A 15,457-nucleotide genomic window follows, 5' to 3' on the forward strand; every position below is an offset into this window, starting at 1 on the left:
AATACCATATGTTGTAAGCCTGTTATTTGTACATTCCTTTGCCGTCGATAAAATCGATCACCTTGTCGGGCAGGAAAAACTGAACATTCTTTTTCTCCTTTATGGCTTTACGGATAAAGGTTGAAGAAATTTCCATCAATGGCGTCTTGGTGAAAGTAATGGAAGGGTGGTTTTCCCACCCGCTTACATCCGAACCCGGCCGTGGGTAAACATAAATCTGGTAGTTTTTTAAAAGCACCTCATAGTTTTTCCATTTTTTAAACGATACCAGGTTATCGGCGCCCATAATCAGCACAAATTCTTTTTCAGGATATTTCTCGTGGAGATGGGTTAAAGTATCAATGGTATAGGATGGTTGCGGTAATGCAAATTCAATATCACTCACACGGATATGTTCCGCATTTTCGGTAGCCAGTTTAGCCATTTCCAAACGATCGTACATATTTGTTAAACCACTTTTATCCTTTAGCGGATTATGGGGCGAAACTACCAGCCAAACTTCATTAAGCCCGGTATGGTTGGCCATATAGTTGGCAATAATTAAATGTCCGGTATGGATGGGGTTATACGAACCGAAGAAAAGACCAGTTTTCATGTTGTCGTTTTCATTATCTATTTGTCGTCATTGCGAGGCTGGGTTGATCGAGCCGAAGCAATCTAATCCGTCAAAAAAGATTGCTTCACACTTTTGCTCTTTCCCATCACTTCAGTTCGCAATGACGGATTTATTTCTTTAAAAAATCTCCCACCAATTGCTCTGCTTCCGCACAGGCCGTTGCCAGATCGTAATTTTTTAAGATGACATCAAATTTATCGGCATAAAGCAGTTCTTTTTCTGCCTTGATAAATCGTTCCTGTAATTTTTCCGGACTATCTGTTCCGCGGCCGCTTAAACGTTCCTTTAAAACGTCTAACGATGGTGGCTGAACAAAAATAGCCAAAGCATCTTCTTCATATTTTCTTTTCAAACGGATGCCGCCTTCTACATCAATATCGAAAATTACATGTTTGCCATCGTTCCAGATCCGTTCGATTTCGGAGCGTAAGGTGCCATAAAAAGTTCCGTTATATACTTCTTCAAACTCCACAAATTCCTGGCGGGCAACTTTGTGTAAAAACTCTTCTTTACTAATAAAATAGTAATCGTTTTCATGTGTTTCAGCGCCTCTCAATTCGCGGGTTGTGGCGGAAATAGAAAAGCTCAGCTCAGGAAATTTTGTTAATAAATGGTGTACTATAGTGGTTTTACCTGCTCCTGATGGTGCTGAAAATATGATTAATTTGCCTTGCATTTTTAAAAATTTTGCGATTGGTGTCTGGCGTTAAGCGTTTACCGCTTTCCGCCCAGCGCTACAACACATTCAGTAACTGTTCTTTTATCTTTTCTAATTCTTCTTTCATACCTACAACAAACTGTTGCATTTGGGCATCGTTTGCCTTAGCGCCCATGGTATTAATTTCTCTGCCTATTTCCTGCGAAATGAAACCCATTTTCTTTCCGTTGGCTTCTTTGCTTGCTAAAGTTTGCAAGAAATAATCACAATGGCTTTTTAAACGTGTTTTTTCCTCGGTAATATCAATTTTATCGATATAGTAGATCAATTCCTGTTCGAAACGGTTCTGATCAATATTTACCTTGCCTACTGCATCATCCAGAAACTGGGTAAATTTATCGCGGATGGCATTAATTCTTTTAGGTTCCAGCTCCTCAACAGATTTAAAATAAGAAAGGATGTTTTTAATCCTCAACTCTAAATCAGCCTTTAAAACCGAACCTTCATCTTCCCTGAACTTATTGAAATTGGCCAAAGCCGATGTGAAAATCTGGAATAAATGGTTCCACTCATCTTCGCTAACACTTTCTTCCTTATAACTGATCACATCAGGGAAAGTTAACGCTGTTTGCAATAAATTGCTGCTTCCGGCACCTAATTCGTCGTTAACAGCAAGCAGTTGTTTGTAATAATGGCTTAATAATGCCGTATTGATCGTAGCACCTGTAACTTCACCATTGGTGCGTTCAACATTGATGCTTAAACTTACCTTTCCGCGCTCGATATCTTTACTGCAGATGTTACGCAGAATCAACTCTTTATCAGAAAAAGCTTTAGGGTATTTTAAATTCAGCTCCAGGAATTTACTGTTGAGCGATTTGATTTCGACACTATACTTTGCATTTGCATAATCGGCTGTTGCTAAGCCGTATCCTGTCATGGATTTTATCATGCGCAAAGATAGGGTTTTAAGCCGAAAGGAGAAATAATAATGGTCGGGGAGTCAGACTTGTAGCCTGTCGGTTAAAATACTTTTACATTTAGAAAACCAGCGTTCCCTATTTCATTGGAAATTGCAGCCCCGCTTTTTGATTACAAGTCCTCGCTGCGCTGCGGGCTTTTCATTCCAATCGGGTTTAGGAATAAAGTAAGCTGCTTTTGGCGGGACTGTTGCCTACATGGTGAAGAACCTCTATTTCTAAACTGATGAAAGTAAACATTCCGATCCTTCATCGGAATAAAACGGACAGCAGGACTGATTTATCCAAAAGCTCCGGGGCATTCATTTCCTGAGAATAAAGAAGGCTACTTTTCCAACATCCCCAAAACAGCCTTAAAAGTTTTTGCTTTCAGTTCTTCCAAATCCTCTGCAACCAATCCTTCAACCTCAATGGCTTCCCCAAATACGGTTCTAATCATTCCTGGATTTAGTAAAAGTGGATCTGTCCTTGGCAAATGCATTCTGCTGTTCAGTATGGCAAAGGGTAAAATCGGCGTTTGGGTTTCTATGGCCAGTCGAAAGGCGCCATCATAAAATGGATTTAAGGGCTGATCAGATGTATTCATCGTGCCTTCTGGAAAAATCAAAATAGACTGACCATCGGCCAGGTCCTTTCTCAGTTCGGCTACAGAACGGTCGCGGCTTTCTCTGCTGCTGCGGTCAATGAGTACGACCAAACGTTTGTAAATCCAGCTAAATACTGGGATCTTAAGCATTTCTATCTTACCTAGCGGACTAAAAGCCTGTGGGATACAGATTACAATGGCTACAGCATCTAAAAATGAACTGTGATTGCCCACGTAGATGTAAGCACGTGAAGTGTCAATTTTTTTGCCTTTTGCAGAAAACCACAAAAAAGTAAACAGGCTAAATCCCCATGCCCAGAATTTTAGAAAATAGAAGGCGATTTTTCTTCCCGTTTTCTCCTTAAATGCACCCGTGCTAATGATAATAAAGGGGCAAACGATAATCATAAGCAAGAAAAATACAATTGCCGAATACAATAGATAAAATCCGCCCAATAGCTTTCTCATGGTGATTAACGTTTCTTTAACAGTTTGCAAGGGTAACAAATGTTAATTTTACAAAAAATATCTTATAGATATGAAAGCATTTTTATTCACGCTATCACTTTCATTGCTATTGTTCTTTTTGCCAAAAAAAACGCTTGCTCAAATGATTTCGGTCAAAGGTGTTATTTTAGAAAAAGGAACACAGATCCGCATTGCATTGGCTGTAGTAACCAATATCAGTAACAAACAATCGGTAGGCAGTAATGATATGGGTTTCTTTCAGATCAAGGCCAAAATTGGCGATACCCTGGTGATCAGTAAAAGGCACTTTGATCATATAACAGTGGTGCTCATTAATGATCAGGATTTGCTGATCAAACTACTCAGAACCGATATGTTGTTGGAAGATGTAACAATTAAAGCAGAAAACAAACAACAAAACTTATCTGCTGTTAGGTTGGAACACCATAAGAAGACTTATTTTTATGGTCATAAAAGAAACCCGCTTTATTATGTTCGTTACCCGCTGGCGGCCATAATGGAGCTGTTTAGTGCAGAGCGGAAAAATGCCCGGCGGTTTGATCGTTATTATGCTAAAGAAACAGAAGAATTAGAGATAGACCGGTTTTTTAACGTTAGAATTGTAAAAAATAATACAACATTAACGGCTTCGCAAATGAATAAGTTTATGTTGGATTACAGGCCGAAATATAAACAGATTAAAGATTGGACTATTTACGATGCTGCTGGATACATTAAAAAATCCGCTAAACAATATTTAGACACTTTAAGTACGCCATGAATCATTTGAAACTCTTTCTATTACTCGTTATTTTAAGTCAAGGCTTAAAAAGCAAGGCTCAGGATTTTTTGCTGAAAGGTGTGGTGATTGAAAAAGGGTCGAATGTACGGATCGCCTTAGCTGGTATTACCAATATCCGCAGTAAAATGGGGGCAACAAGTAACGATATCGGAATGTTTCAGTTAAATGCCCGCCTGGGCGATACCCTGCTGATCCAAAAAAGAAATCTGACCGATCAAAAAGTTGTGGTTAAAACAGATGATGATCTGGTGATCTATTTGGTTAGAGGAAGCACAATGCTCGAGGAGGTTACGGTTAAAGGTCAAACGAAAAAGCAGGAAATGGAAGGGATAAAAAGAGATTTTAGACGGAATGGTTCGTTTTTTGAAGGTAAACCCCCGTTGGTATTGCTTAGTCCTTTTGGTGGTAGCCCCTTAACATTTTTTTACGAGCTTTTTGGCAAAACACCAAAGAGAGCCCGTAACTTTAACCGTTATTACAAAAAGGAGTTAAGTTTAACTGAAGTCGACAAATTTTTTAATAAAACCCTTGTTTCGAATAATACAACTTTAACAGGGAAAGCCCTCGATCAATTTTTGCTCGATTATTACCCAACACGCAGCATGACCCTTAATTGGAGCAATTACGATGCTGTTAAATACATCAAGGAATCGGCAAAGAAATATACCGATACTTTGAGAAACACTAATAATACACAATGAAAAATTTAAAATTTGCCGTTATACTCTTCGTTCTTACCTCCATCGGCTTCATTACAAAGGCACAGGATTTTATTGTAAAAGGTGTGGTGATCGAAAAAGGTTCAAATATCAGGATTGCCCTGTCGGAAATTACCAACCTGCGCACCGGAATCGGTGTGGGCAGTAATGATATTGGTATGTTCCAGTTAAAAGCCAAAATTGGCGATACGCTACTGGTGATCAAAAGAGATCTGATCGATCAACGGGTAGTAGTAAATAGCGAAAAAGACCTGGTGATTTATCTGGTTCGGGGAAGTACCACATTGGCCGATGTAACCATCAGAGGGAACACAAAACAACAGGATCTGGACGAAATTAAAAAGGAATTTAAAAATAAGGGGGTATATAATGGTGGTAAAACAACGGTTCTGTCAGCCATATTTAGTCCCTTGAATGCACTGTACAATTTGTTCGGTACCGACCCTAAAAATGCGCGAAGATTTGGCCGGTATGCCGATAATGAAATCAAACAATCACAGATTGACGTGTATTTTAACCAGAGTATCATTAAAAATAATACCGAATTAAGGGGCGATACCCTGGAAAAATACATGTTAAACTGTCGCCCTGAATTCGACAAGGCGCAGTACTGGAACAGCTACGATTATATCAAATACATTAAAGAATCTTCTAAGAAATTTACAGATACACTAGGGAAGGGGAAATAGCCTTAGTCGGGAGTCTTCACTCCTGAGGCGAAAGTGTTAAAAGCTAAAACCCTCAGTATTTCTTTTGCCAATGGCTTCTTTAGTGCGTAGGATAAGAGATTCGAGCATTCTTTTTGCATCTGCCTGAACTTGCGTGATAAAAGGCCGGAAATCCTTATTATAATCCCGGAACGCCAATTCAAACGCTCCTTTATGATGTTGCAAGGCATCGGCTAATGCAGCTGCCCCATCTATTGCCAACGATCCGCCTTTTCCTGCCGCAGGTGAGGCACAATAGCCTGCATCTCCAACTAGTGCTACTTTGCCTTTTGTCCATGAAGGCATTTTAACCTGACAAAATTTATCAAAGTAAAAAGTTTCCGAAGCCTGCACTTCTTCTAATAGTTCTTTTGTTCTCCAGCCCTGGCCTGCAAACTGCTCTGAAATAATCTTTCTTTGTTGTTTCTCATCACGATAATGGTAGGGGATTTCTGTTTCCGAACGGAAAGAAAGAACAATGTCGGTTTTATTGTTGTATGCATTGAGCATCATCAGTTTATCTGGTACATTGTACATTTGCATGGTTTTTTGTTTGATCAGCAATTTGTTTACAATAGTGATTGAAAAATAGGCGCCAAGGAAATGTAAATATTCCGTTTCGTGACCAAACCAGAGTTTTCTCACGACTGAATGTATGCCATCGCAACCAAACACCATGTCGAACATCTGCTGCTGGCCATTTTTAAAGCTAACCCATGCGCCGTCTGAGGTTTCATTTAACGCTGTGATGCTATCACCGAAAACAAATTCAACGTCATTTTTTACGGTATCAAATAAGATATGGAGCAGCAGGTCCCTTTCGATTTCAAATTCATCATCTGAAGGTTCTTCTTCTGGCTGTTTTAAGATCCGGACACTTTCGGTAACATCGTCTTCATTTTTAAATTCCCACATCTCCATGTTTAATCGATTGGCTTTTATCTGTTCAAAAATGCCCATGCGTTTAACAATATCAACGGTATTACCTTCTATATTAACTGGCGAACCACCCATTTTAAGATAATTTCCAATTTCTACCACTGTTACTTTATAGCCCATCCTGTTCATCCAATAAGCGGTTGAGAGTCCGGCAAAGCTTGCGCCTGAAATCAGTACTTTTTTATTTTGCTCCATTTCGATTTGATTTTATAGCGCAAAGTTGCATCGCTTATTCAAGCTGCACAATGATGCAAAAGGGTAAGTGTTGGACTATTCGTGGTTTTGGTTGCGAAATGCCTGTGCGGTTGTTCCGGTAACTTTAGAGAAAAGGCGGGAAAAATAGGTATGATCGTCATAGCCCAAAAATGAAGCAATCTCTTTTACCGATTTGTCTGAATGATAAAGCAAACGTTTTGCTTCCAAAACTATACGCTGCTGTATATGGTATGAAACAGAAAATCCAGTAGTATTTTTTACACATTCATTTAAATAAGCTGTGGTGATATTTAATTGTTGCGCATAATCTGCCGGACTTTTTACTGTCCGATAACTCCGTTCCAATATTGCTTTGAAATTTTTTGTAATTATCTCAAAGCGCAAAAGTTTATCTGTTGATTTAGATTGTGCTGAATATAGCGATACAACTAATGCAACCATTGCATTGCAGCTGTCTTTTAACAATGAATGATAGAGTTTGTCGGTTTTCCTTCCAGCATATTTTATGGAAAGTGATACCGCTTCTGAAATGATGGAAAATGTTTCTTCACTCAGCAATAGGGGTTTGGCCGGTGTAATGTCTTCCAATAAGGGTAGATATTCAGGATTTAGATTTACTTTATTGATTGCCCAACTGCTTACACTTACATTTTCGAATTTTAGAATGCGATGTACCTGATCAGGGTGCATGTAAACTACTGCCGGCGACTGGATTTCATACTTTTGAAAATCGATTTCCATGGTAACTTTACCCTTTTCAAGTAAATGAAAGGAGTGTCGGTCGTGTCTTTCAGATTGCTCTTCTCCTTCGAAATCGGGAAAATCTTCAAAAGATATTTTTTCGATGGAAATACCGCTGTGGTATTCGCCTCCGAAATGATTGACAGGAATAGATTGGTGTTTCTTTTGCATGATCTAATGATCAATTCAACCAATGAACCAATAGGCAATAAAAACTAATTTATATACTCAACACCTCGCAAGCCTTCTCTGCTGCTAGTTTCTCGGCATTTTTCTTGTTGTAGTCTCTTCCGGTACCTACTTTTTCACCTTCTACTACTGCACTAATGGTAAATAGTTTGGCACTTTCGCCTTCGCCGTTCTCTGCAAGTTCGAACATCACGTCTTTACCATGGCGCTGGCACCATTCGATGAGTTTACTTTTGAAATTGGTTTCAGTAAGCTCCAGGGTGTGGATATCAATGTGTGGTTTTACAATTCGGCGCAACAAAAACTCTTTGGTAAAGTTGTAGCCCTTATCCATATAAATGGCACCCACAATGGCTTCAAATGCATCACCCAGCATCGAATTGTGTTTGGTTTGTATACTCACCGAGCGCTGATCGAACTGAATGAGTTTATCGAAACCAATTTTCTTTGCCAACTGGTTTAAATTAGCCCGGTTTACAATCTTCGAGCGCATTTCAGTCAAAAAACCTTCTTCTTTGTAAGGGTAATGTTTAAAAAGTAATTCAGCTATTACCGAACCTAAAACAGCGTCGCCTAAAAATTCTAAGCGTTCGTTACTGCTCCTGCTGCCATTTTTTAAAACCTTTGCTACAGAACGATGTCTGAACGCCATTTGATAAAGCGTAACATTGCCTGGAACAAAGCCTAAAATATTTCTCAGCTTTTTAACAAACTCCTTTTGGGGAGAGAGATAAAGTTTATATAATTTTAATATCGGCATTAAATAAATAACACAATTAACGGCTAATGAGCATATTGAACTAAGTTATCTATTTTTAATTAGCATACAAAATTATATAGCAGGGCTGTTTAATTAATCTTCGTATTTCTTAAAAATAACGGAAGCGTTATGACCGCCAAAACCGAATGTATTACTTAAAGCTGCTCTTACGGTACGTTTTTGTGCTTTATTAAAAGTAAAATTCAATTTAGGGTCAAATGCAGGATCATCTGTAAAGTGATTGATTGTTGGAGGAACAATATCATTTTTAACAGAAAGAATTGCTGCAATAGCCTCAATAGCTCCGGCTGCACCCAAAAGGTGGCCGGTCATCGATTTGGTTGAACTGATGTTTAAACGGTAAGCATCTTCACCAAATAATGTACCAATGGCTTTGGTTTCACTAATATCACCCAGTGGTGTAGAAGTTCCATGAACATTGATATAATCTATATCCGCAGTTGTTAAACCAGCATCTTTTAGTGCATTGGTCATTACCATTCTGGCACCTAAACCTTCTGGATGTGGTGCTGTGATGTGATTGGCATCGGCACTCATTCCACCGCCAACAAGTTCTGCATAAATTTTTGCACCTCTTGCCTTCGCATGTTCAAGTTCTTCTAAAATAATGGTTCCTGCACCTTCACCAGCCACAAATCCATCACGGTCTTTATCAAAAGGGCGTGATGCTGTTGCCGGATCATCGTTACGTGTGGATAATGCATGCATGGCGTTAAAACCACCCATACCCGCTTCGTTAATGATCGCTTCAGAACCGCCGCTGATAATCACATCGGCCATACCCAAACGGATATAGTTAAATGCATCAATCATTGCGTTGGTAGAAGAAGCGCATGCTGAAACTGTTGCGAAATTTGGCCCACGTAAGCCGTATTTGATCGAGATATGCCCTGGAGCAATATCAATAATCATTTTAGGGATAAAAAATGGATTGTATCTTGGCGTACCATCTCCCTTGGCGAAATTCGAAATTTCGTCCAGGAAAGTTTTCAATCCACCTATGCCCGCGCCCCAGATAACTCCGATCCGGTTGGTATCTAATTTTTCAAAATCAAAACCACCATCCTTTACAGCTTCATCTGTTGCTACAAGAGCATATTGTACAAACGGATCTAGCTTGCGGGCTTCCTTTTTCTCCAAAAAATCTTCCGGATTAAAGTTTTTTACCTCACAAGCGAATTTGGTTTTAAACTTTTCAGTATCAAAACCCTTAATAGGAGCAGCGCCACTCACCCCGTTAGTCAATCCTTCCCAAAAATCGGGAACATTATTGCCTATAGGAGTGAGCGCACCCAACCCTGTTACTACTACTCTTTTTAATTCCATTTATACTGAAAAAGCGTAATTCTATTTAACGTTTTTTTCCAAATAAGCAATCGCTTGGCCAACTGTACCGATGGTTTCAGCCTGATCATCAGGAATAGCTACATTGAATTCTTTTTCAAATTCCATAATCAACTCTACGGTATCTAAAGAATCTGCACCTAAATCGTTGGTGAATGAAGCCTCTGGCGTAACTTCGCTTTCGTCAACACCTAGTTTTTCTACGATAATAGCCTTAACTCTTGAAGCAATATCAGACATAATTTTATAATTTAATGGTTAAATAATTCTGTGCAAAGAAAAATAAATTCTTACAATTTTCAAATGTTTTTATTTCGATACGTAATTTTGGTATCTCAATAACACAGCGAATATAGAATTAGTTTTTTAATTTCGTTCTGTAAATAATTTATTTCGCTTTGAATAGAACTTACCTAAAACTTACCTTAGACCTTGATTTTATACTAATTGCGATCACAGCACCCTTAAAAGACTATGTGCTTTGCCACAAAATTAATACCCGCTTAAACACACAATTTGAAAAAATAGATGACCACGAAATATTTTTTAATATCGACGAACCGGCCTGGTGTTTCTCTAAATATTACTTTTTTGTAGAGCAAGGTGAGGTGGAATACTACTTAATATGCAATAAAAGCAGCGATGGCTTCCTGATTCCGGAGATGAACAAAGTAGATTTTTTTATTATTATTAAAGAATTTATTGATAAGGAAGATCTGGATTATCTGATCACCGGATTAAATAAACTGCCTGATATACAGGTGGCTGCAAAAATAGATCCAACCAAGTTAAAGAGTAAGGAGAATTTGGTAATATAAAAATTATATACTTGGTGTATTAAATACACTATATTTGACGGTTACAAACAAAGAACAAAAGAACAAAATATATAAAATTTAATGCAGTTTGATTATTTTAGATAATAATTATGCTTTCTTAAACTGCATTGCTAAAATCAATTAATAAATGAAACCTTTTCATTCGAGAACTAAAATTGTTGCCACGCTTGGGCCTGCGTCAGCAAAACCAGATGTATTATATAGTATGTTTAATGCAGGTTTAGATGTTTGCCGGCTAAACTTTTCGCACGGATCGCAGGCAGACCACCAGGCGGTATTGGATACCATCCGCGATTTAAACAAAAAATACGATTATAATGTAGGTATCCTTGCCGATTTACAAGGTCCTAAAATCCGTATTGGTTTAGTAAAAGAAGGTGGAATCAACCTGATCAATGGTAAAACCACTGTAATTACCACCAACGAATGCATCGGCAACGAAGAGCGCATTTATATTACTTACCAGAACTTTCCCCAGGATGTTCAGGCAGGTGAAATTATCCTTTTGGATGATGGAAAACTGCAAATGAAAGTCATTTCTACCAATTTAAAAGATGAGGTAGTTTGCGAGATCGTTCACGGTGGTATTTTAACCTCAAGAAAAGGTGTAAACCTGCCAAACACTAAAGTTTCTATTCCTTCATTAACTCCTGAAGACCGCGAAAATTTAGAGTTTGTTTTAGAAAATGACGTAGAATGGATCGGTTTATCTTTCGTGCGTAAAGCTGAAGATATTATCGAACTTAAAAAAATTATTGCAGAGCGCGGCAAAACTGCACGCGTAATTGCTAAAATTGAAAAACCTGAGGCTATCGCGAATATCGACGAGATTATTGCGGTAACGGATGGTATCATGGTTGCCCGTGGCGATTTAGGTGTTGAATGTCCGATGGAAGAAGTTCCATTGTTGCAAAAAATGATCGTGGCTAAATGTAGGGCCGCTTCTAAACCTGTAATTGTAGCTACACAAATGTTGGAGAGTATGATCACTACCCCCCGCCCAACACGTGCTGAGGTGAATGATGTGGCCAACTCTGTTTTGGATGGCGCTGATGCGGTAATGTTAAGTGGTGAAACTTCAGTTGGAGAATTTCCATTGATCGTAATCGAAACAATGCAAAAAATTATCCAGAACATTGAGCAGAACAATTATCCATTCAATCCTGATAAGTTTTTAAAACCAAAATCTCCATCTTTCTTAAGTGATGCAATCTGTGATTCGGCTTGTTTCTTAGCGAAACAAACCAACGCTGTGGGTATCGTATCGATGACTTTAAGTGGTTATACTGCTTTTGAAATCTCGAGCCACCGCCCGGAAGCTTTAACCTTTATTTTTACCAGTAACAGGGCATTATTAAATGCGGTAAGCTTACTTTGGGGCGTAAGAGGTTTCTACTACGATAAATGGGAAAGTACCGATAACACCATCATCGAAGTAAACGAATTCTTGAAAAGCAAGAAATTGGTTAAACAGGGTGATATTGTGATCAACACGGCTGCTATTCCGATGGAAGCAAAAGGCAAAACCAACATGCTAAAAATTACGGTTATAGATTAATTTCTAACCTCATAAATAATAAATGCTCCCAATTTTAACTGGGAGCATTTTTTTTATCAGGAAAAAATATACTTTTGCAATTCACTTAGGAGAGGTGTCAGAGTGGTCGATCGAGCACGCTTGGAAAGCGTGTGTACTGCAAGGTACCGCGGGTTCGAATCCCGCCCTCTCCGCCAGTAAACCGGAGCCCGACTTTAGTCGGGCTTTTTTTTGTTTATAACCTTGCTTATGAATAGATAGACAATAGAAAAAATAAGCATATGGAGGGTTTCAATTGCTGTCACTCCCTTATTGGGATTGTGAAATAACCCAGTTCGCTACAATGGATGGAGAATGCTTTTTGATAATCAATTGGTTCTAAAAGCATATTATTGCGAGATGCATAACAACCATGCAATAAAATAGAACAAGAAAATTCTAATGCAAGCTAGATAACGGTTACTTACGACGAATTTGGCAAATCGGTGCTAGGATTAATGATAGCATATTAAATAACAGACGTGCAGACTATGGACAACAAATTGTCGCTACGCTATCACGACAATTAATAGAGAAGTACGGTAGGAACTTTGAGGAAAAGAATCTTCGAAGAATGTTACAATTTGCTGAACAATTTAGTAATAAAGAAATTGTCGTTACGCTGTCACGACAATTAAGTTGGTCTCATATTCTAGTTTTATTGCCGATTAAAGACACTGAGGCAAAGCTTTTTTATGCAAATTATGCGGCAGAACAAAGTTTAGGTGTCCGAGAATTGCGAAAGAAAATAACTAACAAAGGATTTGAAAGGACTGCTATAGCTAATATTCAAAATACAAGCGATCATCCAGGTATCCATAACAATTTCAAAGATCCATATTTTCTTGACTTTTTAGGCTTACGAAACACTTACTTAGAAAAAGATCTGGAACAGGCAATCCTTCAGGAATTGGAGTTCTTTATTTTAGAGTTAGGTAAAGGATTTGCTTTTGTGGAACGTCAGAAACGGATGATAATAGACGGGGAGGATTTTCATTTAGACCTCTTATTTTATCATCGGAGCTTAAAACGACTAGTCGCTATTGAATTGAAATTAGGTAAATTTGAAGCTAAGTATAAAGGCAAAATGGAACTATATTTAAAGTGGTTGAATAGATATGAAAAGAAAGAAGGAGAATTGCCTCCTGTAGGACTTATACTGTGTGCTGAAAGTAGTCGGGAACAGATTGAATTGCTAGAAATGCACAAAGATGGTATTATTGTAGCTGAATACTGGACAGAGCTGCCGCCAAAAAAACAGTTAGAACAAAAGATACACAGTATTTTAATCGAAGCTAAGAAAAGAATAGAAAGATACAGATTCTTGAAATAACCTTAATCTTGCCGTGTTAAGCCTGTGGGAAAATTATACATCCTTCGATTAGATAATGCTCTTACAAACTCTAAAATTCCATTTTAGTTTCCTGATGCCCAATCTTAAAGAACCGCTACCAAATTTTGATAATCTTTTGATGTAATTACTTGTATCCTTTTCTAATTAAAAGAATGCCTAAACTCTCCAGGCGATACATGTGTTTTGGTTTTAAAGAATTTACTAAAGGACTGCGGATGCTCAAAACCCAGCTGATATGCAATTTCACTGACCGATAAATCTGTGGCCGATAATTTTTCCTTTGCCTTTTCAACTAATTTCTCATGAATGAGCTGTTGGGTATTTTGCCCCGTTAAAGCCCTGAGCATATCGCTTAAATAACGTGGAGAAAGGTTCGCTCCGGCAGCAAGATATTCGACGGTGGGCAATCCGCTAACCAACGATTTTTCATCAGCAAAATAATCCTCCAACAGGTGTTCTATTTTGGTCAATACATCATGGTTAACCACCTTCCGCGTAATAAACTGCCTTTTGTAAAAGCGGTTGCTATAATTGAGCAGTACTTCAATGTAAGATACGAGTACATCCTGACTGATATCATCAATAGACGTATTCAGCTCGTCGTTAATGTTATCGAAAAGCCCTAGGATAATTTTCTTCTCCTTGTCCGAAAGAAATAAAGCCTCATTGGTTTCGTACGAAAAGAAACCATATTTCCTGATGGTTGTTGCCAGTGGGTAGTTTCGGATAAGGTCGGGATGAAAAAGTAGTGTAGCTCCGTAATATTTAGCTTCGTCATCTACAGAAATCAACTGATTGGGTGAAGTAAACATCATGCCGCCCTCGTTAAAATCGTAGTAACCCTGTCCGTAACCCATCCGGCCGGTTGTAGAATATTTATAGGATATTTTATAAAAGTTGAGAAAAAAAGGGCGGTCCAGCATATCGGTATTGGTGGCGATCAGTGCATTGTCTACCAGGCTGATCAGCGGATGCACTGGTTTGGGTACCTGCAACAGGGCATGTATTTCGGAAATCGTCGAAATTCGGAGCGGGGTTTTCTTTTCCATTATATAAAAATACAAATATTAGGGCAACACAAAACATTTGATCTGGATTGCCCTAAATTATTATTTACCTAAAAATACTTTTGCAAACTCGGCCCTGAATGCCTCATCGCCCTTTGCTAAGCGCTGTGCATATAACGCTTTGGCATCTTCGCCTGCCACGTAACGCAGTTTGTTTTTGCCGTCTGTAGCAGCTTCGTACACTACTTCTGCAATCTGTTCGGCAGAAGAAGCGGTTTCCATCATATCACCAAAACCCGCCATCATCGATTGTACCAGCGGATCATAATCGGCGTTGCTTGCCAGTTCTAAGGAACGGCCAGAGAAATCTGTTGCGATTCCGCCGGGTGATACGGTTTTAATGTTTACTCCAAAAGTATTCAGTTCAAAGGCCATACTTTCACTCCATCCTTCTAATGCCCACTTGGTCGCATGATAAGTTGAACCCAAAGGGAAAGCAACTAAACCGCCTATAGAAGTGGTACTGATGAATAGGCCCTCTTTCTTTGTTCTGAAATAAGGAATAAAAGCCTGTGTAACACGGATTATGCCCAGTAGATTGGTATTGATCTGTTTTACTATCTGCTCATCGCTAAGCGCTTCTAAAGGGCCGATTAAGCCATACCCCGCATTATTGAATACCACATCTACGCCCTGCTCAATGGCTGCTTTTGAAGTAGATTGGATTTGGGCTAAGTTGGTCACATCCAAGGGCAATACCGTAACATCGCTTAAAGCGGTTAATTCTGTTTCCTTTTCCGGATTACGCATGGTTGCAATCACTTTCCAGCCCCTATTTTGAAATAATTTAGCAGCAGCTTTCCCTAAACCTGTAGAAGCTCCTGTAATAAAAATTGTCTTTTGCATTTCGATTGTTTTAAATTGATAAAACAAAG

17 protein-coding genes and 1 tRNA gene are annotated in these 15,457 nt (G+C 38.7%); 7 read left to right on the top strand and 11 right to left on the bottom strand.

Annotation, left to right across the window (positions count from 1 at the left end; all coding sequences use genetic code 11):
* Positions 1–22: 22 nt before the first annotated feature.
* The 4 genes from nadD to AC04Q1_RS10085 all read right to left on the bottom strand — a co-directional run bounded on the left by nadD (position 23) and on the right by AC04Q1_RS10085 (position 3,308).
* Positions 23–595, bottom strand: a complete 573-nt coding sequence (nadD, locus tag AC04Q1_RS10070; RefSeq protein WP_478364211.1) for a nicotinate (nicotinamide) nucleotide adenylyltransferase — start codon at positions 593–595, stop codon at positions 23–25.
* Positions 596–725: 130 nt separating this feature from the next.
* Entirely contained in the window at positions 726–1,292 is a 567-nt protein-coding gene (gmk, locus tag AC04Q1_RS10075; protein WP_029275003.1) for a guanylate kinase, read from the bottom strand.
* Positions 1,293–1,350: 58 nt separating this feature from the next.
* Positions 1,351–2,214 carry a YicC/YloC family endoribonuclease gene (locus tag AC04Q1_RS10080; RefSeq protein ID WP_478364649.1) on the bottom strand — a complete coding sequence of 288 codons (864 nt, stop codon included), beginning with the start codon at positions 2,212–2,214 and terminating at the stop codon, positions 1,351–1,353.
* Between the two features lie 365 nt (positions 2,215–2,579).
* Entirely contained in the window at positions 2,580–3,308 is a 729-nt protein-coding gene (locus AC04Q1_RS10085) for a lysophospholipid acyltransferase family protein (RefSeq protein WP_478364213.1), read from the bottom strand.
* A 70-nt stretch (positions 3,309–3,378) separates the two neighbouring features.
* On the opposite strand from AC04Q1_RS10085, the gene AC04Q1_RS10090 reads away from it, so the two are divergent.
* From AC04Q1_RS10090 to AC04Q1_RS10100, 3 genes are read left to right on the top strand one after another with little or no spacing between them, the layout of a single operon-like run.
* Positions 3,379–4,089, top strand: coding sequence for a hypothetical protein (locus AC04Q1_RS10090; protein ID WP_478364215.1), 711 nt, complete (start codon positions 3,379–3,381; stop codon positions 4,087–4,089).
* Positions 4,086–4,811 (top strand): hypothetical protein, encoded by a 726-nt coding sequence (locus AC04Q1_RS10095; protein ID WP_478364217.1) that lies wholly within the window; start codon positions 4,086–4,088, stop codon positions 4,809–4,811. The genes AC04Q1_RS10090 and AC04Q1_RS10095 overlap by 4 nt, the downstream gene beginning before the upstream one ends.
* Positions 4,808–5,518: a hypothetical protein gene (locus AC04Q1_RS10100; protein ID WP_478364219.1), complete on the top strand. Its 711-nt coding sequence runs from the start codon at positions 4,808–4,810 to the stop codon at positions 5,516–5,518. Before AC04Q1_RS10095 ends, AC04Q1_RS10100 begins: the two co-directional genes overlap by 4 nt.
* 36 nt (positions 5,519–5,554) lie before the next feature.
* Here AC04Q1_RS10100 and AC04Q1_RS10105 read toward each other — a convergent pair whose 3' ends face one another.
* The 5 genes from AC04Q1_RS10105 to AC04Q1_RS10125 all read right to left on the bottom strand — a co-directional run bounded on the left by AC04Q1_RS10105 (position 5,555) and on the right by AC04Q1_RS10125 (position 9,986).
* Positions 5,555–6,670, bottom strand: a complete 1,116-nt coding sequence (locus tag AC04Q1_RS10105) for an FAD-dependent monooxygenase (protein WP_478364221.1) — start codon at positions 6,668–6,670, stop codon at positions 5,555–5,557.
* Between the two features lie 75 nt (positions 6,671–6,745).
* On the bottom strand, positions 6,746–7,603 hold the full coding sequence (locus tag AC04Q1_RS10110) for an AraC family transcriptional regulator (protein WP_478364223.1): 858 nt from the start codon (positions 7,601–7,603) through the stop codon (positions 6,746–6,748).
* Positions 7,604–7,652: 49 nt separating this feature from the next.
* Entirely contained in the window at positions 7,653–8,381 is a 729-nt protein-coding gene (gene rnc / locus AC04Q1_RS10115) for a ribonuclease III (RefSeq protein WP_478364225.1), read from the bottom strand.
* A 93-nt stretch (positions 8,382–8,474) separates the two neighbouring features.
* A complete protein-coding gene (gene fabF / locus AC04Q1_RS10120) occupies positions 8,475–9,728 on the bottom strand; it encodes a beta-ketoacyl-ACP synthase II (protein ID WP_131529614.1) in 1,254 nt (417 codons plus the stop codon).
* A gap of 21 nt (positions 9,729–9,749) precedes the next feature.
* A complete protein-coding gene (locus AC04Q1_RS10125) occupies positions 9,750–9,986 on the bottom strand; it encodes an acyl carrier protein (protein WP_008508386.1) in 237 nt (78 codons plus the stop codon).
* A 158-nt stretch (positions 9,987–10,144) separates the two neighbouring features.
* Here AC04Q1_RS10125 and AC04Q1_RS10130 point away from each other — a divergent pair, with 158 nt between their 5' ends.
* The 4 genes from AC04Q1_RS10130 (at position 10,145) to AC04Q1_RS10145 (ending at position 13,494) form a co-directional block, all read left to right on the top strand.
* The gene (locus AC04Q1_RS10130) at positions 10,145–10,564 is read left to right on the top strand and encodes an IPExxxVDY family protein (protein ID WP_478364227.1); all 420 of its coding nucleotides are present in this window, start codon (positions 10,145–10,147) and stop codon (positions 10,562–10,564) included.
* A gap of 148 nt (positions 10,565–10,712) precedes the next feature.
* Positions 10,713–12,143, top strand: coding sequence for a pyruvate kinase (gene pyk / locus AC04Q1_RS10135; RefSeq protein WP_478364229.1), 1,431 nt, complete (start codon positions 10,713–10,715; stop codon positions 12,141–12,143).
* Positions 12,144–12,231: 88 nt separating this feature from the next.
* Positions 12,232–12,319 (top strand) — tRNA-Ser (locus AC04Q1_RS10140).
* A 275-nt stretch (positions 12,320–12,594) separates the two neighbouring features.
* Entirely contained in the window at positions 12,595–13,494 is a 900-nt protein-coding gene (locus AC04Q1_RS10145) for a PDDEXK nuclease domain-containing protein (RefSeq protein WP_478364651.1), read from the top strand.
* Between the two features lie 161 nt (positions 13,495–13,655).
* Here the strand turns inward: AC04Q1_RS10145 and AC04Q1_RS10150 are convergent, their stop codons facing one another.
* Both AC04Q1_RS10150 and AC04Q1_RS10155 read right to left on the bottom strand, forming a co-directional pair.
* Entirely contained in the window at positions 13,656–14,564 is a 909-nt protein-coding gene (locus tag AC04Q1_RS10150; RefSeq protein ID WP_478364231.1) for a helix-turn-helix domain-containing protein, read from the bottom strand.
* A gap of 60 nt (positions 14,565–14,624) precedes the next feature.
* Positions 14,625–15,428 (bottom strand): SDR family oxidoreductase, encoded by an 804-nt coding sequence (locus AC04Q1_RS10155; protein WP_478364233.1) that lies wholly within the window; start codon positions 15,426–15,428, stop codon positions 14,625–14,627.
* Positions 15,429–15,457 lie beyond the last annotated feature (29 nt).

It is taken from the genome of Pedobacter humicola, from assembly GCF_056490705.1.